Origin of the sequence: Sphingomonas sp. NFR04 (assembly GCF_900114095.1) — a bacterium.
Lineage (GTDB): Bacteria > Pseudomonadota > Alphaproteobacteria > Sphingomonadales > Sphingomonadaceae > Sphingomonas.
Genome location: NZ_FORV01000001.1, coordinates 666,729 through 685,098, shown reverse-complemented (window position 1 = coordinate 685,098; position 18,370 = coordinate 666,729). Strand labels below are relative to the sequence as shown.

Sequence of the window (18,370 nt, the reverse complement as noted above, 5' to 3'; positions counted from 1 at the left end):
ATTCGGTGAGCCAAGGCTTGAACGTGTCGGCATTGTGCCGCGTGACCAATTTCGAGACAGCGCGCCGCATCCTCGGCAAAAATGGACTGCATTTCGCCGCCGAGGCGTTGGCAGCGCGAATCGTTGCGCATGCGCCGGACGTTCAACTGGTGGGCCTTGGCCGGGATCTGATCGAGTTCCAGCTCGCCGCCGCGCATGGCGAGGAAGCCACGGCGCGCTTGCGGTCGCTGCGACAGGCGCTCGACGCGCACCAGCGGGATGCCCTGCCCGAGGTGCGGCTGGAATTCGCGGTCGGGGCGGCCTGTGCCGCTGTTGAGGAAGGCGACACGCTGCGTCTGCTCGAGGTCGCCGAAATCGCTCTTGATCGCGCGGGCGAAGCCGGCGGGTTCGAGATGATCGACCTGTCGCTGGCCGACCACGCGGTCGATCGCCTGACGCTCATCGCCGATCTGCCGCGCGCGATCGCGGCGGGCGAGATGTTCCTTCACTACCAACCCAAGATCAATGTGCGCCAGCAACAGGTGTCGAGTGCCGAGGCACTGATCCGCTGGCAGCATCCCGAGCGCGGCCTGATCATGCCCGGCGACTTCATCGCGGCAGCGGAAGATTCGGGCCTGATCGGCCCGCTGACGCTGTGGACGCTGCGCCAGGTCATCGCCGACCAGCGCCGGCTCGCGGCACTCGGGCACGATATTCCGCTGTTCCTCAACATCTCGGGCATGCTGCTCGCGAATGCGGGCTTCATCGATGAGGTCTGCGAGATCATCACTGCCAATTCGGCGGCGAAGCTTGGTTTCGAGATCACCGAGACGGCCGTGATCCGCGACCCGGAGAGCGCCATCCGCCATCTGCAGCGGTTCGCAGACCACGGCGTGGTGCTGGCGATCGACGATTATGGCGCGGGCCTTTCCTCGCTTGCCTATCTCAAGCAGCTCCCGGCGAAGGAGCTGAAGATCGACAAGATGTTCATCACCCAGCTGACGTCGAGCCATCGCGATCCGCTGATCGTTCGCTCGACCATCGATCTTGCGCACGCCCTCGAGATGGAGGTTACCGCAGAGGGCGTGGAGACGCCGGCGGCGCTTGCCCTGCTGAGCGTGATGGGCTGCGATCTGGTGCAGGGCTATCTGATCTCGCGTCCCGTGCCGTTTCCGGCGCTGTGCACCTATCTGGGCGAGCAGGACCAGCTTGCCGAGACCATGGCGAACCGTCCCGTGTTTCTCCGGTCCGGAAGTTCGTGGACGCGCGCGTGAACCGCTCCGGGCGCCTGATCGCTCGCGCTGTCCCGCTACTTCTGATCGTCGCCTTGCCTGCAGCGCTGCATGCGCAGCAGTTGCCGTCCAACGTCGCGGGGCTCGTGGCACAGGCGCGCGATCGCATCGTCGATCAATCGGCAGATCCGAAGCCGCTGATCGACCGGATCAACACTGCCGCCGATCGAGCCTCCGACCCCAGCCAGCGCGCGCTCATCCGCGGCACCGCCCTTTGGCTGCGTGCGGAGCTGCAGCTGCGCTCCGACGACATCAATGCGGCCCGCGCTTCGATCGAGGAAGCGCAACGGGCGGTCGCGCCGATCGCCGCACCGGTACGGGTTAAGGGCGATCTGCTGCTCTCGCTCGGCAACCTGTACATGATGCGCGATCAGGCTGCCGAGGCGCTATCTGCATTCCAGCGCGCCTATCGCATCTTCGAACAATTGCACGAGGTGCGCAGCCAGGCACTGGCGCTTCAGTCGATCGGCTCCCTCTATGTGGTCGCGCACGACGATCACCGGGCCGAACGCTATTTCCGGCAGGCGTCCTTGCTCTATGGCGGAGACGACATTCTGTCGCTCAGCCTGCACAACAGTCGCGGCAACGTGCTGCTCATTCTGGAGCGCTACCGCGAAGCCGATGCCGAGTATACCGAAGCCGTGCGCCTGGCGCGGAAGCTCGGCAAGCCGGTGCTGGAAGCGCGCATCCTGGACAATTTGGCGCGAAGCCAGATCGAAGCGCGCGATCTGCGTGACGCGCATGCGACGCTGGATCGCGCGTTTGCGCTCGCCAAAGGGGTCGATGTGGGCGGCTTGGAGCGCCTGCTGAAGTCAACCGCCGCCAAGCTGGCGAAGGACGAGGGCAATCTCCCGCGCGCGGCGGCACTGATCGGGGAGACGTTCGAGGGTATCGACCTGAAGACGACCACCCAGGATTTTCGCACGCCGCACCTGTTCGCGTACCTTATCTATCGCAAGCTCGGCGAGGATCGGCTGGCGCTGCGGCACCTCGAGGCGCTCAAGCGGCTGAGCGACGAGGCGGCCAAGGTGGCGACCACCAACAGCGCCGCGCTGATGGCGGCCCGGTTCGACTATGCGAACCAGGAACTGACCATCCAGCGGCTCAAGACCGAGCAACTGCAAAAGGCCGCACATTTCCAGCGCGTGCTGTTCCTCTCGCTCGGTCTCGCCACCCTGGTGGTGATCCTGCTGCTCAGCGTCGGGCTGTTCACCATCCGGCGCAGCCGCAACCAGGTGCGCGCGGCCAACCGCGTGCTCGCCTCCACCAATGCCGCGCTCGAAAAGGCCCTGCGCGCCAAGACCGAGTTCCTGGCGACCACCAGCCACGAGATCCGCACGCCCCTGAACGGCATCCTCGGCATGACCCAGGTGATGCTGGCGGACGACGCCATCGCCGGAGACGTGCGCGAGCGGCTGGAAGTGGTGCAGGGCGCGGGGCTGACGATGCGGGCGCTGGTCGACGACATTCTCGATGTCGCCAAGATCGAGAGCGGCAATCTCAGCGTCGACCCCGTGCCGATGGACTTCCGCACCCTCGCCGAGGAAGTCGCGCGGCTGTGGACCGATCCGGCGCACGCCAAGGGGCTCGCCTTCGACGTCCAGCTGGACGGCGCGCCCGGCTGGATCGTCAGCGATCCCAGTCGGCTGCGGCAGCTGCTGTTCAACCTGCTGTCGAACGCGCTCAAATTCACTTCGGCCGGCGCGATCGGGCTGAAAGCGGAGGCGGTGCAGGGCGAAGGCGATGCCGGCGAACGCCTGCGGATCGCGGTCTCCGATACCGGCATCGGCATTCCGGCGGACAAGCTGGGCGAGATTTTCGAGAGCTTCCGCCAGGCGGATTCGAGCACCACGCGCCAATATGGCGGTACCGGGCTGGGCCTCACCATCTGCCGCAACCTCGCCGAGGCGCTGGGTGGCGTCATCCGCGTGGCGAGCACGCCGGGCGAGGGGTCGACCTTCACGCTGGACCTGCCGCTCCTCCGTGCCGAGCCGCCGACGGCGCTGCCCAGCGCTGCCGATGCAGGTACCGGCGTGCTCATCCTAGAGCGCAATCCGATCACCCGGGCGATGCTGCGGACCCTGTTCGAGGCCGAGGTCGATCGCGTCCGATTCGCCAAGGACGGCGATGAAGCCCTGCAGCTACTCGAATTGGAGCAGTTCGATGCGCTGGTGATTGACGAAGCCGCACTCGCCACCCCAACGCAAGATCTAGTGGAGGGGATTGCTATCCTGTGCAGGATACAGCCCAATCTGTGCACTACCTTGCTCTGGAGCGGTCAGGACGCCGAACAACATTCGCAATTTCTGGACGCCGGCCTAACACAGGTGATAGAAAAGCCGGTGGCTGGGACGGAATTGGTAACAGCGGCACTGCCCGCGTCCGCGCGGAAAAAGAACAAACTGGGGAACGACCCGCTTGTCTCGCAGGCGGCTTAGGGCGATAACACACCTAGACATGCACAACGTGGCCAGAACGCCGGTTTCTGCCCAGAAGGGCCAGTGTCGATGAACGTCCTGTTCATCGAGGACGATCCGATGAATCGGCGCGTCGTCAAGGACATGCTCGACGTAGCTGGCGCGACGATGGCCGAAGCCGCCTGGGCGGAAGAAGGTCTCGCCCGAATCGATGGCGAGACCTTCGATATCGTCCTGGTCGATCTGCGCATGCCCGGCACCGACGGGTTCGAGACGATTCGCCAGATCCGGGCGCGTCCCGATGCCAAGGCCGAGTTGCCGATCATCGTCGTGACCGCCGATACCGCGCTCGACCTGCGCGAACGCTGTCTGGCGACCGGTGCGGACGATGTGCTGTTCAAGCCGGTGGCGATGGACGCACTGTTCGACGCAATCGGCCGGGTGCTCGCAAAGCGCGGCGGCGCGATTCTCGCCTGAGCCTCAGTCCTCGGCGATGCGGCTGGTGCGGGCGGTGTCCCGCATCGTCGCATAGGTGACCAGCGAGATGCCGATCATTGCGGTGACATACCAGTAGAAGCCGCGCTCCCAGCCTTCCTGCTTGAACCATAGCGCCACCGAGGGCGCGGTGCCGCCGAAGATCGCGTTGGCCATGGCATAGGGCAGGGCAACGCCCAGCGTGCGGATATGCGCGGGGAACAGCTCCGCCTTCACCACCGCGTTGATCGCGGTGTAGCCGGTGACGATCAGCAGCGCCGCGGTCATCAGCCAGAAGGCCGAAAGCCCGTCGCGCACCCCCTCCATCGCCACGAAGATCGGGTAGGTGCAGCAGACGCCCAGCACCCCGAAGCCGATCATCAGCGGCTTGCGGCCGATCCGATCCGACAGCGCGCCGGCCAGCGGCTGGACCAGCATGAACACAAAGAGCGCCGCCGCATTCACCTGCGTCGCAGCCGCATCGGAGAAGCCGGCGGTCTTCTTGAGGAAGGTAATCGGGTAGATGGTGTAGGCGTAGAAGGCGAGGGTGCCGCCGGCGGTGAGCAGCAGCACCAGCATCGCCTCGCGCGGATGCTGGCGGAACAGGGCCAAGCCACCCGAGGCGGCCTTGCGGTCGCGCCTGGCGAAGCTCTCGGTCTCGGCAAGGCGGCGGCGGAGCCAGTAGACGAGCAGCGCCAGTGCGCCGCCCAGCGCGAAGGGCAGCCGCCAGCCCCATTCGCGCAGGCTCCCTTCGGGCAGCACCGCCTGCAGCGCGAGCAGCGCCACCAGCGCGGTAAGCTGGCCCGAGATCAGCGTGACATATTGGAAGCTGGAGAAGAAGCCGCGGTGCCGCCGGCCCGCCATCTCCGAGAGATAGGTGGCGCTGGCGCCATATTCGCCGCCGAGCGACAGGCCCTGCAGCAGCCGCGCGATCACCAGCGCCGCCGTCGCCGGCCAGCCGATCGCGCTGTAGCTCGGGGTTGCGGCGATCAGCAGCGAACCCGCGCACATCAGCGTCACCGACAGGCTCAGCCCTGCCTTGCGGCCGTGCCGGTCGCCATAGACGCCCATCAGCCAGCCGCCGATCGGGCGCATGAAAAAGCCGATGGCGAAGACGATCCAGGCGTTCAGATCCTGCGCGGTGCCGGGCGCGAAGAAATGCGGGGCGAGATAGCTCGCCAGCGCCGCATAGGCATACCAGTCATACCATTCGACGAGATTGCCCGCCGATCCGCCGAGGATTGAGCGAAGGCGGGTGCCGCGATCGAGCGGTGCATCGGGAGCATGGGCCATGCCCCGGTCTATAGCAAAGCGCCGCCAGCCGGAAAGGCGCATGCAGGGGGATGCTGCCCCTCGGCTGGCGGCGCAGATCGCGCGGCAAGCCTAGCGCGCGATTCCGATCACCGCGGTCGCGGTGTAGCCGGCGTCGATGCTGCCGCTCATTATGGGTGTCTGCTGGGCAATCTGAGCGGCACTGTTGTCGCCGAAGACATTGTCGCGGGCGATCGACACGCCCGACAGATTGCTCAGACTCGAGCTGTAGCCGGTTGCCGACGCGTAGACCGTGCTGCAGGTTTCAGCCGGCATCGCCAGCTGGGAGATCAGCGTGGCGTAGCGGCCGCTCGTGGCGGTCGCCAGGCTCGAGAACACCTCGAAATGGATGTGCGGCCAGCGGCCGGCATAGCAGCCGGGGAAGATGGTGGTGAAGCGCACCTGGCCGTTGGCGTCGGTCACGCCGACTCCGCGCAGATAGCTCTCGCTCGGCAGATCATAGAGCGAGTATTTTCCGTCCCGGTCGCAATGCCAGATGTACACCGCATAGCCTGCCAGCGGCGCGCAAGCCGTGTTCACGTCCACCACCGTCAAGGTAAGCGTCAGCTGGACGCCGGCGGCGACGGCCGTCGAACTGCCGATGAAGCTCGAACGAATGTCGCTGCGGACGACATTGCTCGCGGTCAGCGCGTTCGAGGTGAGCCCCGTGGCGGTGTTGGTGCCGTCGGCCGGGTAGGGGCCGTTCGTCTCGGTCGGGTCCACGACGCAGCTGCCGCTGCTCGAGGCGGACGGAGTCGGCGTGGGGGTAGGTGTGGGAGTCGGGGTTGGTGTCGGCGTCGGTGTGGCGCTGACACTGGTGGTGCCGGCGGCGTTGCTGCCGCCGTCGCATGCGGCCAGCACGGCCGCCGTGCCCGCGCCGGTGAACCAGCGAAGCGCGCGGCGCCTGCTGGCGAGTGCGTTCATGGCACGCAGATCCTGCGTGAGGCCGTGATCGTGTTGATCGGTATCGCTCAAAACCTGCCCTCCTGTCTGAAAGGATCAGGTGCCCGGGCTAAATCTCATGCCGATTTCACGCTGGTTTCATTGTTGCTTCATGTTGCAAGCGACAGCCATGGCATGATGCCCTCCGCCGGTTGAGGTGTCATGCGGGTTGGCGCTCCATGGGCTTGCTGGCGGATCCGCCGCAGCTGGATGCCGCGGCCAAGCGGGCCCGACACGACCAGGGGCCATCGGCCGGCTGTACGGCAAAGCTCCGCCCGCCGGAAAGGCACGCACAGGGGGCGGCGTGCCGCTCGGCAGGCGGAGTTGCGATCGCGCGGAAAGCCGTACGCGCGACGCGGAGCCGCCGTTGGGGCTGCGGCTTGGGCTTACCCTGGGGCAGGAACGTCGCCGGCCAATGTCGCGGCGTGACGGCGTGTTGCGGTCAGGTTGCCAGCGGCAGGCGGACCCGCACCCGACCACCGGCGCCGCTGGGCCGGTTGGCGAGCATCACCTCGCCTCCGTGGAGTTCGACGATCGAGCGCACGATTGCCAGGCCCAGCCCCGTGCCACCCGTCGCACGATTGCGCGAGCTTTCACCGCGCACGAATGGCGCGAACAGATTCTCGGCGCGCGAAAGATCGAACCCGGGACCCTCGTCATCGACGTGGATCTCGCCGTGCCCGCTCCGGATGCTCCAGTTGATCCGCGCGACATGGCCGTAGCGGACCGCGTTCTCGATCAGGTTGCCGAACAGCCGCCGCAGCGCCTGCGCGTCCCCGATCAGCACCATGCGCGGGCCGGGCTCCACCGTCACCGGTGTGCCCGCCGTCGCCAGGTCGTCGGCCAGGCTGTCGATCAGCGTGCCCAGGTCGAGCCGCACCATCTCGCCATGCGTGCGATCGTCGCGGGTGAAGCGCAGCGTCGCGGCAAGCATCGCGCGCATCTCGCCGATATCGGCCACCGCGCGTTCGCGGGCGGTATCGGGCAGCTGCTCGATCCAGAAGGCGAGGCGGGAGAGCGGCGTGCCGAGATCGTGGGCCATCGCTGCCAACATCACCGTGCGGTTCTCCGCCTGTTGGAGGATGCGGGCCTGCATCGCCTCCATGGCGCGGCCGAGTTCGCGAATCTCGCGCGGGCCGTCGAGCGGGATCGCCTCGGGTGCGCCGAGCCGCGCGCGCTTCGCCGCCTCTGCCAGCCGGCGGATCGGCCGAGAGATTCGCCGCGCCGCCGCCCAGGCGAGCAGCGACAGGATAGCCAGCGTGAGCAGCATCCATTGGAGGATCGCGACTCGCCAGCGCCCCAGCGTCGGTGCCCGGCTGACCGATGCGACCAGCCAGCCCTTGTCGGTGCGCCGCCCGATCGTGAAGCTGCCATGGATGTCTTGGTCGGGATCGCTGGTCGGCCATTCATAATAGCCGCGTACGCTGTCCGCCGGCGCAGGGATCAGCGCGGCGATCGCCTGGTCGCGCTCCGGAAAGGCGCGTTCGTCGCTGCGGCCGAAGCGATCGGTGTCGGCGAAATAGAGATGAATCGCCTCGCCATGGATGCGCGCAGGCGCGTGGCCGCTGCGCAGCGCATCGGCCACGCGCGCGATCGGGATCGGGCCGAAGCCGGGGGGCGGGCCGCGAAACACCATGGCGAACTGCACCAGCATCACCACCGCCGCCGAGGTGATGGCGAACAGCATCATCGGCACCACGATCGATGCCGGGCGTCCGATCACTTGGTGGAGACCTCGGCGACGAACATATAGCCTTCGTTGCGGATGGTGCGGATCAGCTCGTCGGCGTCGGAACGGGCGAGCTTCTTCCTCAGCCGGCTCATCTGCACGTCGATCGCGCGGTCGAAATGCTCGGCATGCGCGCCGCGCGAATAATCGAGCAGGGCGTCGCGGGTTAGTACCCGGCGCGGGCGCTCGACCAGCGCGAGCAGCAGCCGGAACTCCCCGTCCGAAAGGTTGATCAGCACGCCTTCGGGATCATAGAGCTGCCGGCCGACCGGATCGAGCCGCCAGCCGGCGAAGCGCAGGAAGCTGCGCTCCAGCGTGCCGGTCACGGCTGGCGTGGCGACGGCGCGACGCAGCACCGAGCGGATCCGCGCCAGCAGTTCGCGCGGGTTGGCGGGCTTGGCGATATAATCGTCGGCACCCATTTCCAGCCCGACGATGCGATCGATATCCTCGCTCAGCACCGAGTGGAGAATCACCGCGGGGCCTGCCTGGCGGTCCATGGTGCGCAGGATCGAGAGACCGTCCTCGCCAGGCATCATCAGGTCGAGCACCACCAGCGCATAGCTGTTGGCCGCGATCGCCGCGCGCATCGTGGTCGCGTCCTCGGCCGTGTCGACGGCATAGCCGTGCTGCGCAAGGAACGCGGCGGTGAGCTCGCGGATGCCGGGATCGTCGTCGACGATGAGGAGGCGGGTCTCTAGGTCCAATGCGGGGGCTGACTGCATCATGAAGTGGGTATTGCGACCCGAACCTATCGGCCGGGTTGCAGCGCTGCAATCTGCTGTAATCCGGTTTTCGGCGATGGGGCCAATCTATTCGTCGGACGGGCAGCCGCCACGCACGCTTTTGCTTGAAGAATCGAACAGGCGCTGATAGGAGGCCCGTTCGACGCCGTACCTTTGGTTTCGGCGGCCCCTTGCTATTGAGTTTGATCGGAGCTGTACGACTTTATGCAAATCATCGTTCGCGACAACAACGTCGACCAGGCGCTGCGGGCGCTCAAGAAGAAGCTGCAGCGTGAAGGCGTCTATCGCGAGATGAAGCTGCGCCGTCACTATGAAAAGCCGAGCGAGAAGCGCGCTCGCGAGCGTGCCGCCGCCGTGCGTCGCGCCCGCAAGCTGGAGCGCAAGCGCATGGAGCGCGACAGCGCCCGTTGAGGCCTGTCCGGCGCGCGTTGAATCAGCGCGCGCCGTTATTTCTGTTTCCTACATAAACGGGGATGCCTTCCCCGCCGGAGTCCGATCATGTCGGTGACCGCCGTTCCGCTCCAGCCCGTCAAGGGCAGCTACAAGCTCTGGATCTGGTTGGGGGTGCTGGCAGCGGCTGCTATCGCCGCCGCACTTGCCTGGACCGGCACGCGCACGCCCGCCGCGTCGCATCTCGATGCCGACGCGTTCATGGCGTGGCACAAGAACCAGTCGGGCATCCAGACCACCCCGTCGGGCCTGCAGTATCAGGTGATCGAGGCCGGAAGCGGCGCCACCCCTGCCGAGCAGGATGGTGTCGTCACCGAGATCCGCGGCGTGCTGCGCAGCGGCAAGGAATTCCAGCCGAAGACGCCGATGCGCTTCCAGATTGGCCAGCCGATGATCCCGGGCTTCACCGAGGGCGTGAAGCTGATGAAGAAGGGCGCCCATTATCGCTTCTGGCTCCCGCCGAAGCTGGGTTACGGCGCCGAGGGCGGCCAGCAGAACGAGCTGTCCGACCAGGTGCTGATCTTCGACGTCACCATGCAGGAACTGGTGCCTGCCGCGATCATCCGCCAGATGATGATGCAGCAGCAGCAGGGTGGCGGCATGCCGCAGGGCGCAGGCGAAGCGCCGGCCCAGTAAGCAGCTTCCGATTGCCGTAGTTCGAAAAGCCCGCGAGTGATCCTCGCGGGCTTTTTCGTGTGCGCGTCAGGCGGCGGTGGCGAGGAAGCGGCGCTCGGTGCCGTCAAGGCAGAGCGCAGTAAGCCGGCCGGTGGCGCTGGCCCCCGTGTCGATTGCGATTCGGTTCGGATGGATTTCGGGCTCGCCGACGACCGTGTGGCCATGGACGACGAGCACGCCATGATCGGCGGTGCTGCGTAGGAACGGCGCGCGGATCCAGCGCAGGTCCTGCGGGTCCTGCGCGTCCAGCGCAACGCCCGGCCGGATCCCGGCATGGACGAACAGCACGTCACCGACCCGGAGCGAGTCGGGCAGCGCGCGGAGCAGTGCCGCATGCGCGTCGGGAATCGCTGCCCGGAGCAGCCGCGGCGCTTCTGCGGGATCGGCGAGCAGCGCGATCGGATCGAGCCCGTAGCTGACGGCGCATTCCTCCCCGCCGAAGTGCAGCCAGCTTTCGAGATCGCGCAGATTGCCGTCGAGCATCGCGACCAGCATCGCCTCGTGATTGCCGCCGAGGATCGTCAGGCTCGGGTCTGCGGCTTGTCGTTCGAGCAGCAGGTCGAGCACGCCGCGCGAGTCCGGGCCGCGATCGATCAGGTCGCCGAGCAGGATCAGATGCTCGCGGGGGCGGGGATCGGCGGCCCGTTCCGCATCGATCCGCGCGAGCAACGCGTCGAGCAGGTCGCGCCGGCCGTGGGCATCGCCGATCGCATAGGCGCGGGTGTCGGCCGGCAGCGCATAGGCCGGCGGCTCGGCGCGGCGGAACAGCGCGGTGAGCCTGTTCACCCGGCGAGGCGCAGGCCGGCGGCGATGCTCTCCGGCGCGGGCTGGTCCGGCCAGATGCCGCGCGTGTCGTAGACCAGCTTGCCCGCGCGCTCGTCGATCGGCACCGACTTGAACAGGTCGTGATCCACCAGCACGATGAAGATCGGGCAGCTCTCGATCGCGCTGTCGATGTCGGTCAGCGATGCGCCCGTCGCGGCAAGGGCAGGGGGCAGCGCCTGCGCATAGGGCTCGACGATGCGGACGCGGGGGCCATGCCGCTCGGCGATCGCTTGCGCCACCTTGAGCGCGGGGCTCTCCCGGAAATCGTCGATATTGGCCTTGAAGGCGAGGCCCAGGCAAGCGATCGGCGCGCCCGGTAGCCGCGCGATCAGCGCATCGGCCCGGGCAATCGTGTGCATGACCTTGCCGTCGTTCACTTCGCGTGCGGTGCGGATCAGCGGGCTCTGCGCGGGATTCGAGTGGACCAGGAACCACGGGTCCACCGCGATGCAATGGCCGCCGACGCCCGGGCCGGGCGAGAGGATGTTGACGCGCGGGTGGCGGTTGGCGAGGCGGATCACCTCCCACACGTCGACGCCCATGCCCTCGGCCAGGATCGACAGTTCGTTGGCGAAGGCAATGTTGACGTCGCGGAACGCATTCTCGGTCAGCTTGGTCATCTCCGCCGCCCGCGCGGTGGTGGTGACGCAGGCACCGCGCACGAAGCGGCGGTAGAAATGCAGCGCCTTGCGTGCGCAGCGCGGGGTGATGCCGCCGATCACCCGGTCGTTGTCGATCAGCTCGACCAGGATGCGGCCGGGCAGCACCCGCTCCGGGCAATAGGCGATAGCGATGTCCGCGCTGCCGCTGCTCTGCCCGGGTATCTTGAGGTCGGGACGCAGCTGGGCGAGCAATTCGGCCACCTTCTCGGTGGTGCCGACGGGGGAGGTGGATTCGAGGATCACCACGTCGCCCGGCTTGAGCACCGTCGCGATGCTGGTCGCCGCCTGCAGGACATAGCCGATGTCCGGCGCATGGTTGGCGCCGAACGGCGTTGGCACCGCGATGACGAAGACGTCCGAAGGCTCGATCGCGAGCGCCGCGCGGAGATTGCCCCGCGCGACCACGCCCGAGACGAGGCCGTCAAGATCGATTTCCTCGATATGCACCCGGCCGGAGTTCACGGTCTCGACCACGCCCGCATCGACATCGATGCCGAGCACCTGCGCCCCGGTCCGCGCGATCACCGCTGCGGTGGGGAGCCCGATATAGCCGAGGCCGAGCACTGCGACTTTCGGCTCCGTGGTGACAAGCATCGCAAACTCCGCGCGAAATCAGGAGCCGCGACCATGGCAGAGAGGCGTTAAAATATCGGAAGACGGCTCAGGCGAGGCCGAACCCCGCGCGGATGATGTCGGCGATGCGGGCGGCGGCATGGCCGTCGCCGAACGGGTTGTGCGCGCGGGCCATCGCGGCATGGGTCTCGCGGTCGTCGAGCAGGCGGGAGACCTCCTCGACGATGCGATCGGCATCGGTGCCGACCAGCCGCGCGGTGCCGGCGGTGACGCCCTCGGGCCGCTCCGTGGTCTCGCGCATCACCAGCACCGGCTTGCCGAGCGCGGGGGCTTCTTCCTGTACCCCGCCCGAATCGCTGAGCACCAGATCGGCCATGCCCAGCGCGCGGATGAAATGGGGGTAATCGAGCGGATCGATCCGCGCGATGTTGGGCTGGTCGCCCAGCGCCGCATCCATCACCGCGACGACATTGGGATTGGGGTGCACCGGAAAAAGGATGGCGACGTCGGGTCGTGCTGCAATGCGGCGAAGTGCATCGGCGATCGCGGCCATGCCCCCGCCGAAATTCTCGCGGCGATGGGTGGTGACGAGCACGATTCGCTTGCCCGCGAAGCGCGTGGCGATCGGATCGAGGCCCGCGGCCATGTCGGGCGCAGCCGCGATCCGCTCTTGCGTAGCGAGCAGCGCGTCGATCACCGTGTTGCCGGTGACATGGATCGTGGTGGCGGGCACATTCTCGTCGCGCAGTGCGTTGGCCGCGGTCTCGGTCGGGGCGAAATGCTGGTCGGCGATCGGCGCGACGATCCGACGGTTCACTTCCTCCGGCCAGGGCTGGTAGATGTCGCCCGAGCGCAGCCCCGCCTCGACATGGCTGACGGGGATCTTGCGATAATAGGCGGCCAGCGCGCCTACCATCGCGGTGGCAGTGTCGCCCTGCACAATCACCCGGTCGGGCCGCACCGAATCGAGCGCGCCGCCGATGCCGGTCAGCAGCCGCACCGTCAGCGCGTCGAGCGACTGGCCCGGGGTCATCAGGTCGAGATCGATGTCCGGGGTGATCCCGGCGATCGCCAGCACCTGGTCGAGCAGGCCGCGATGCTGCGCGGTCACGCAGGTGACGACCTCGAATTCCGCTATGCTCTGCAGCGCGCGGATCACCGGGAACAGCTTGATGGCTTCGGGACGTGTGCCGAAGACGACGAACAGCTTTTTGCGGACCTGTGCCATTTTCATCGATTAGCGTAACTGCCTAACCGAACCATTACGGAACCCGCGCGTTTGCCACCCGCGCGGGATAAGGTTATGCCGCACTGCACCCAAAATTAACCACGAGGGGGGTTATGACGATCAAGCCGCTGCGTAAGGCCGTGTTCCCGGTTGCGGGTCTCGGCACCCGGTTCCTGCCCGCCACCAAGGCGATGCCGAAGGAGATGCTGCCGGTCGTCGACCGCCCGCTGATCCAGTACGCCGTCGACGAGGCGGTGGAAGCCGGCATCGAGCAGATGATCTTCGTCACCGGTCGCGGCAAGTCCGCGCTCGAGGACCATTTCGATATCGCCTATGAGCTGGAAGCGACCATGGCCGCGCGCGGCAAGTCGCTCGAGGTGCTGGACGGCACGCGGCTGAAGCCGGGCAACATCGCCTATGTCCGCCAGCAGGAGCCGATGGGCCTCGGCCACGCCGTGTGGTGCGCCCGCGACATCGTCGGCGACGAGCCCTTCGCGGTGTTGTTGCCCGACGACTTCATGTTCGGCCAGCCCGGCTGCCTGAAGCAGATGGTCGACGCCTATAACAAGGTCGGCGGCAACCTGATCTGCGCCGAGGAAGTGCCCGATGACCAGACCCACCGCTACGGCATCATCACGCCGGGCACCCAGGACGGTGCGCTCACCGAAGTGAAGGGCTTGGTCGAGAAGCCGGCGCCGGGCACCGCGCCGTCAAACCTGTCGGTGATCGGCCGCTATATTCTGCAGCCCGAGGTGATGCGCATCCTGGAGAACCAGGGCAAAGGCGCTGGCGGCGAGATTCAGCTGACCGACGCGATGCAGAAGATGATCGGCGACCAGCCGTTCCACGGCGTGACCTTCCAGGGGACCCGCTACGACTGCGGCGACAAGGCCGGCTTCATCCAGGCCAACCTCGCCGTCGCGCTGTCGCGTCCGGACCTCGAGCCGGCGGTCCGCGCCTTCGCGCAGAAGGCGCTGGGCTGAGTCTATCGGGCGGTGCGCCGGCCTGTCCGGCGTGCCGCCTCAGGCGCGGGCGATCTTCTCGCCGGTGACGCCCGCCTTGCCGCACGCGTTGCGCGTATCGATCACCAGCTTGGCTGACGCCACCAGCGCGGCATAGTCGACCGCGTCGTGATCCGTCGCGATCAGCACCGCGTCGTACCCGGCGATCGCCGCTTCGTCCCATGCCACCCCGTGCCGGAAGTTGAGCGTCGGATGCTCGCGCGTGCCATTGATCTGGGCGACGTGGGGGTCGTGGAAATCTGCCGTCGCCCCGCGCGCCTCGATCAGCTCCATCAGGCGGAGCGACGGGCTCTCGCGGATGTCGTCGACATTTTTCTTGTAGGCCACCCCCAGCACCAGGATGCGCGCGCCGCGCAGGCCGCGGCCGAAGCGAGCGTCGAGCGTGTCCGCCAGCACGCGGATGACGTGCTGCGGCATGTCGGCGTTGATCTGGCCGGCGAGCTCGATGAAGCGGGTGTGCTGGTTGTACTCGCGCGCCTTCCAGGTGAGGTAGAAGGGGTCGATCGGGATGCAGTGCCCGCCCAGGCCGGGGCCGGGATAGAAGGGCATGAAGCCGAAGGGCTTGGACTTGGCCGCCTCGATCACTTCCCACACATCGATGTCCATCGCGGTGAAGATCAGCTTGAGCTCGTTGACCAGCGCGATGTTGACCGCGCGGAACACATTCTCGGTGATCTTCACCGCCTCCGCCGTCGCCGCCGAGGAGACCTGGATCGCCTCTGGCACAATGTGGCCGTAGAGCGCCATCGCGAGCCCGGCCGAGGCCGGATCGTCGGCACCGACGACCTTGGGGATCTTGGTGGTCGAGAAGGTCGGGTTGCCGGGGTCCTCGCGCTCGGGCGAATAGGCGAGGAAGAAGTCCTTGCCGGCGGTCAGGCCGCCTTCCTCCAGGATCGGCTGCATCACCTCGCGCGTGGTGCCGGGATAGGTAGTCGATTCGAGGATCACCAGCTGGCCCTTGCGCAGGCTGTGGGCGATCGCGCGGGTGGTGTGCTCGACATATTTCAGGTCGGGTTCGAGGTGGCGGGTGAGCGGCGTCGGCACGCAGATCAGCAGCACATCGACTTCGCCCAGCCGGTCGAGATCGGCGGTGGCGGCGAGGCGCTTTTCGCCGACCAGGGGGGCGATGCGATCGCCGGGGATGTGCCTGATGTAGCTCTCGCCACGATTGAGCGCCACGACCTTCTCGGGGTCGAGATCGAAGCCGAGCACCGAGCAGCCCGCCTCGCCGAACGCCACCGCCAGCGGCAGGCCGACATAGCCCATGCCGATCACGCCGATCGTCGCCGCGCGCGTCTCGATCCGGGTCTGCAGCTTCAATCCGTGCGCCGGCCACTCGAAGGTCATCTTGTCCGCTCCAATCGGGAGCGGTTCTCATGCACCAGCGCGGGTTTCAGCTTCGATAATGCTCCAGATACCAGCGCACGAACCGCGCCACGCCTTCCTCGGGTGTGGTGGACGGCGCATAGCCGGTCAGGCGGCGCAGCAGCTCGGACGAAGCCTCGGTAGCAGGCACGTCGCCGGCCTGCATCGGCAGGAAGTTCTTGATCGCAGTGCGCCCCAGCGCCTTCTCCGCCGCGCCGATATAGTCCATCAGCGGGGTCGGGCGGCCCGCACCGATATTGACGATGCGGAAGGGGGCCGCGGGGGAGAGGCTGTCGCCTTCCACCGGCACGTCGCCCGGCACGGCGTCGACCAGCCGCACGATCGATTCGGCGAGATCGTCGATGAAAGTGAAGTCCCGCACCATCTCGCCGTTGTTGAACACGTCGATCGGCTCGCCGGCGAGGATGGCGCGGGTGAACTTGAACAACGCCATGTCGGGCCGACCCCACGGGCCATAGACCGTGAAGAAGCGGAAGAAGGTCATCGGCGTGCGGAACAGGTGGGCGTAGCTATGGCCCATCAGCTCGGTCGCGCCCTTGGTGGCGGCGTAGAGGCTCATCGGGGTGGCGGTGCGCTGGGTTTCGCCGAACGGCATGTCGGTATTGGCGCCGTAGACCGAGCTGGTCGAGGCGGCGAGGAAGTGGCGCACCGGCTGGTGCCGGGCGAGTTCGAGCAGGTTGAACGTGCCGACGATGTTCGCGCCGATATAGCTGGCGGGCTGCTCGATGCTGAAGCGTACGCCGGCCTGCGCGGCGAGGTGGATCACCACGTCGGGCTGGAACTCGGCCCAGGCGGCGGCAAGCGCGGGCTGGTCCTCGATCGACAGGCGCGCCACCCGGAAGTTCGGATGGTTGGACAGCATGTCGTTGCGCGCTTCCTTGAGCGCGACGTCATAGTAATCCGAGAAATTGTCGATGCCGAGCACCGTGGCGCCTGCCTGGAGCAGGCGGCTGGCGGTATGGGAGCCGATGAACCCCGCCGATCCGGTGACGAGCACGCGCGGCGGCTTGGCGGTGGGATCGGTCATCATGGCTCCTGTGCTGCGGGGTCGGTGCCGCTCCTAGGCCGCTTCTCCTTACCGGAGCGTTCCCGTGCCGCAAGCGGGGCAGCCGGAATCCTTGGGCAGCTGGAGGGTACGGAAGCGCAACGCCAGGGCGTCGACCAGCAGCAGCTTGCCGGCAGTGTCGTCGCCGAACGGCGTGATCGCGCGGATCACCTCCAGCGCGGCGAGGCTGCCGAGAATGCCGGTCAGCGCCCCCAGCACACCCTGTTCGGAGCAACTGATGCCCTCGCGCTCGGGATCGTGGCCGACGAAGCAGCGATAGCAGGGCTTGTCCGCCTCCCAGCCGCGGAAGGTGCCGAGCTGGCCCTCGAACTCGGCGACGGCCGAAGAGACGAGCGGCACGCGGGCGGCAAGCGCTGCGTCGGCAACGGCGAGGCGCGTGGCGAAATTGTCGGTGCCGTCGAGGACGACGTCGTGCCCGGCGATCAGCGCAGGAGCGTCGGCGGCGGAGAGCCTGCGGGCCTCGACTTGCACGGTCACGTTAGGATTGATCGCGGCGACGCGGGCGGCGGCGGTCTCCGCCTTGCCGGTGCCGATATCGTCCGTGCCGAACAGCACCTGCCGCTGAAGATTGGAGCGATCGACCACGTCGTCATCGACGATCGTCAGCGCGCCCACGCCTGCGGCGGCGAGATACTGGATGGCAGGGGCGCCGATGCCACCCGCGCCGATCACCAGCACCCGCGCAGCCTTGAGCTTCGCCTGACCCGCACCGCCTACTTCGCGCAGGATGATGTGACGGGCGTAGCGTTCCAGCTCCTCGTCGGTGAGGGTCATTTCGGCCAGGTGAAGGTGACGGTCGCGCGGTACCATTGGTCGGCATGGGCCATGCGCGGCAGCAGGTTCCCGCGCGCGGCCCCCGCGACCATCGCAGCGGCATATTGCTCCACGGTCGGGCACTGGATCGCGCGCGGCACGGTCGTGCGGATATTGTCCTGCGCGTCGACTAGCACGGCGACGTCGACGCTCAGCGTCAGGCCCGGGCCGACCGCCAGCGGGCATTTGCGCGTCGTCACCTCATTGGCGACGAAGGCGGCCATGTCGGGCGTGATCTGCGGCTCGGCACGATAGGGCAAGGGCGCAAGCGACGGCCAATCGATGCGCGGCGGCGTCGACTGCAGGGCCAGGGCCAGTGCGAAGGCAGCGATCATCGTCCGGTAGAGCCGAAGCCGCCGGCCCCCCGTGCCGTCTCGTCGAGGGTGGAAACTTCGTCCAGATCGGCGCGCTGGACCGGGGCGGGGACCAGCTGGGCGATGCGGTCACCCCGCGCGATGGGGAAATCCTCGCTGCCAAGATTGGCCAGGATCACCTTGATCTCGCCGCGATAATCGCTGTCGATCGTGCCGGGCGTGTTGAGGCAGGTGATGCCGTGCTTGAGCGCCAGGCCGGAGCGCGGGCGGACCTGCACCTCATAGCCGGCGGGAATCGCCATGGCGAAGCCGGTGGCGACGGCGTGGCGCGCGCCCGGGGCCAGCGTCAGGTCTTCGGCGGCGACCACGTCCATGCCCGCTGCACCGTCGGTGGCGTAGCGGGGGAGGGGCAGGTTCTCGCCATGGGGCAGGCGCTGGATCGCGATGCGGATCGGCGGCAGCAAGG

At 67.5% G+C, this 18,370-nt stretch carries 19 protein-coding genes; 7 read left to right on the top strand and 12 right to left on the bottom strand.

The features are described 5' to 3' along the window. The first annotated feature begins 5 nt into the window (after positions 1-5). The 3 genes from BM009_RS03065 (at position 6) to BM009_RS03055 (ending at position 4,165) form a co-directional block, all read left to right on the top strand. Positions 6-1,253, top strand: a complete 1,248-nt coding sequence (locus BM009_RS03065) for a putative bifunctional diguanylate cyclase/phosphodiesterase (protein ID WP_254772125.1) — start codon at positions 6-8, stop codon at positions 1,251-1,253. After that, positions 1,250-3,709, top strand: a complete 2,460-nt coding sequence (locus BM009_RS03060) for an ATP-binding protein (protein ID WP_139216515.1) — start codon at positions 1,250-1,252, stop codon at positions 3,707-3,709. The genes BM009_RS03065 and BM009_RS03060 overlap by 4 nt, the downstream gene beginning before the upstream one ends. A gap of 69 nt (positions 3,710-3,778) precedes the next feature. Then, positions 3,779-4,165, top strand: a complete 387-nt coding sequence (locus tag BM009_RS03055; RefSeq protein WP_093293659.1) for a response regulator — start codon at positions 3,779-3,781, stop codon at positions 4,163-4,165. A 3-nt stretch (positions 4,166-4,168) separates the two neighbouring features. Here the strand turns inward: BM009_RS03055 and BM009_RS03050 are convergent, their stop codons facing one another. Both BM009_RS03050 and BM009_RS03045 read right to left on the bottom strand, forming a co-directional pair. Then, a complete protein-coding gene (locus tag BM009_RS03050) occupies positions 4,169-5,455 on the bottom strand; it encodes an MFS transporter (RefSeq protein ID WP_093293656.1) in 1,287 nt (428 codons plus the stop codon). A 90-nt stretch (positions 5,456-5,545) separates the two neighbouring features. Then, positions 5,546-6,397: an intradiol ring-cleavage dioxygenase gene (locus BM009_RS03045; protein ID WP_093294601.1), complete on the bottom strand. Its 852-nt coding sequence runs from the start codon at positions 6,395-6,397 to the stop codon at positions 5,546-5,548. A gap of 24 nt (positions 6,398-6,421) precedes the next feature. On the opposite strand from BM009_RS03045, the gene BM009_RS22475 reads away from it, so the two are divergent. Then, positions 6,422-6,571 carry a hypothetical protein gene (locus BM009_RS22475; RefSeq protein ID WP_175487870.1) on the top strand — a complete coding sequence of 50 codons (150 nt, stop codon included), beginning with the start codon at positions 6,422-6,424 and terminating at the stop codon, positions 6,569-6,571. 286 nt (positions 6,572-6,857) lie between these two features. Here BM009_RS22475 and BM009_RS03040 read toward each other — a convergent pair whose 3' ends face one another. Then, positions 6,858-8,138 carry an ATP-binding protein gene (locus BM009_RS03040; RefSeq protein ID WP_254772124.1) on the bottom strand — a complete coding sequence of 427 codons (1,281 nt, stop codon included), beginning with the start codon at positions 8,136-8,138 and terminating at the stop codon, positions 6,858-6,860. Next, positions 8,135-8,872: a response regulator gene (locus BM009_RS03035; RefSeq protein WP_093293654.1), complete on the bottom strand. Its 738-nt coding sequence runs from the start codon at positions 8,870-8,872 to the stop codon at positions 8,135-8,137. The genes BM009_RS03040 and BM009_RS03035 overlap by 4 nt, the downstream gene beginning before the upstream one ends. 222 nt (positions 8,873-9,094) lie before the next feature. Here BM009_RS03035 and rpsU point away from each other — a divergent pair, with 222 nt between their 5' ends. Next, complete coding sequence (rpsU, locus tag BM009_RS03030) at positions 9,095-9,301, top strand: 30S ribosomal protein S21 (protein WP_010545388.1); 207 nt, start codon at positions 9,095-9,097, stop codon at positions 9,299-9,301. Positions 9,302-9,388: 87 nt separating this feature from the next. Then, positions 9,389-9,976: an FKBP-type peptidyl-prolyl cis-trans isomerase gene (locus tag BM009_RS03025; RefSeq protein WP_093293651.1), complete on the top strand. Its 588-nt coding sequence runs from the start codon at positions 9,389-9,391 to the stop codon at positions 9,974-9,976. A 66-nt stretch (positions 9,977-10,042) separates the two neighbouring features. Here the strand turns inward: BM009_RS03025 and BM009_RS03020 are convergent, their stop codons facing one another. The 3 genes from BM009_RS03020 to wecB form a co-directional block, all read right to left on the bottom strand. Beyond that, a complete protein-coding gene (locus tag BM009_RS03020; protein ID WP_093293649.1) occupies positions 10,043-10,801 on the bottom strand; it encodes a metallophosphoesterase family protein in 759 nt (252 codons plus the stop codon). Then, positions 10,798-12,096 carry a UDP-N-acetyl-D-mannosamine dehydrogenase gene (wecC, locus tag BM009_RS03015; protein ID WP_093293647.1) on the bottom strand — a complete coding sequence of 433 codons (1,299 nt, stop codon included), beginning with the start codon at positions 12,094-12,096 and terminating at the stop codon, positions 10,798-10,800. Before wecC ends, BM009_RS03020 begins: the two co-directional genes overlap by 4 nt. A gap of 67 nt (positions 12,097-12,163) precedes the next feature. Then, a complete protein-coding gene (wecB, locus tag BM009_RS03010) occupies positions 12,164-13,303 on the bottom strand; it encodes a non-hydrolyzing UDP-N-acetylglucosamine 2-epimerase (RefSeq protein ID WP_093294598.1) in 1,140 nt (379 codons plus the stop codon). A 113-nt stretch (positions 13,304-13,416) separates the two neighbouring features. Here wecB and galU point away from each other — a divergent pair, with 113 nt between their 5' ends. Beyond that, entirely contained in the window at positions 13,417-14,286 is an 870-nt protein-coding gene (gene galU / locus BM009_RS03005; RefSeq protein WP_093293644.1) for a UTP--glucose-1-phosphate uridylyltransferase GalU, read from the top strand. Positions 14,287-14,325: 39 nt separating this feature from the next. Here the strand turns inward: galU and BM009_RS03000 are convergent, their stop codons facing one another. From BM009_RS03000 to dut, 5 genes are read right to left on the bottom strand one after another with little or no spacing between them, the layout of a single operon-like run. Further along, positions 14,326-15,672 carry a nucleotide sugar dehydrogenase gene (locus BM009_RS03000; protein WP_093293641.1) on the bottom strand — a complete coding sequence of 449 codons (1,347 nt, stop codon included), beginning with the start codon at positions 15,670-15,672 and terminating at the stop codon, positions 14,326-14,328. Positions 15,673-15,718: 46 nt separating this feature from the next. Then, a complete protein-coding gene (locus BM009_RS02995; protein WP_093294597.1) occupies positions 15,719-16,738 on the bottom strand; it encodes an NAD-dependent epimerase/dehydratase family protein in 1,020 nt (339 codons plus the stop codon). A gap of 48 nt (positions 16,739-16,786) precedes the next feature. Beyond that, positions 16,787-17,551 (bottom strand): HesA/MoeB/ThiF family protein, encoded by a 765-nt coding sequence (locus tag BM009_RS02990; RefSeq protein WP_093293638.1) that lies wholly within the window; start codon positions 17,549-17,551, stop codon positions 16,787-16,789. Beyond that, a complete protein-coding gene (locus BM009_RS02985; RefSeq protein WP_093293635.1) occupies positions 17,548-17,925 on the bottom strand; it encodes a hypothetical protein in 378 nt (125 codons plus the stop codon). Before BM009_RS02985 ends, BM009_RS02990 begins: the two co-directional genes overlap by 4 nt. Continuing rightward, a complete protein-coding gene (dut, locus tag BM009_RS02980; protein ID WP_093293632.1) occupies positions 17,922-18,368 on the bottom strand; it encodes a dUTP diphosphatase in 447 nt (148 codons plus the stop codon). The genes BM009_RS02985 and dut overlap by 4 nt, the downstream gene beginning before the upstream one ends. Between the last annotated feature and the right edge of the window lie 2 nt (positions 18,369-18,370).

Bases quoted from the DNA above. Each gene is read 5' to 3' on its own strand.
- BM009_RS03000 (WP_093293641.1), bottom strand. From the start codon at position 15,672: ATGACCTTCGAGTGGCCGGCGCACGGATTGAAGCTGCAGACCCGGATC.
- wecB (WP_093294598.1), bottom strand. From the start codon at position 13,303: ATGGCACAGGTCCGCAAAAAGCTGTTCGTCGTCTTCGGCACACGTCCC.
- rpsU (WP_010545388.1), top strand. From the start codon at position 9,095: ATGCAAATCATCGTTCGCGACAACAACGTCGACCAGGCGCTGCGGGCG.
- galU (WP_093293644.1), top strand. From the start codon at position 13,417: ATGACGATCAAGCCGCTGCGTAAGGCCGTGTTCCCGGTTGCGGGTCTC.
- BM009_RS03050 (WP_093293656.1), bottom strand. From the start codon at position 5,455: ATGGCCCATGCTCCCGATGCACCGCTCGATCGCGGCACCCGCCTTCGC.
- BM009_RS02985 (WP_093293635.1), bottom strand. From the start codon at position 17,925: ATGATCGCTGCCTTCGCACTGGCCCTGGCCCTGCAGTCGACGCCGCCG.
- BM009_RS02990 (WP_093293638.1), bottom strand. From the start codon at position 17,551: ATGACCCTCACCGACGAGGAGCTGGAACGCTACGCCCGTCACATCATC.
- wecC (WP_093293647.1), bottom strand. From the start codon at position 12,096: ATGCTTGTCACCACGGAGCCGAAAGTCGCAGTGCTCGGCCTCGGCTAT.
- BM009_RS03055 (WP_093293659.1), top strand. From the start codon at position 3,779: ATGAACGTCCTGTTCATCGAGGACGATCCGATGAATCGGCGCGTCGTC.
- BM009_RS03035 (WP_093293654.1), bottom strand. From the start codon at position 8,872: ATGATGCAGTCAGCCCCCGCATTGGACCTAGAGACCCGCCTCCTCATC.
- BM009_RS03045 (WP_093294601.1), bottom strand. From the start codon at position 6,397: ATGAACGCACTCGCCAGCAGGCGCCGCGCGCTTCGCTGGTTCACCGGC.
- BM009_RS03025 (WP_093293651.1), top strand. From the start codon at position 9,389: ATGTCGGTGACCGCCGTTCCGCTCCAGCCCGTCAAGGGCAGCTACAAG.
- BM009_RS02995 (WP_093294597.1), bottom strand. From the start codon at position 16,738: ATGACCGATCCCACCGCCAAGCCGCCGCGCGTGCTCGTCACCGGATCG.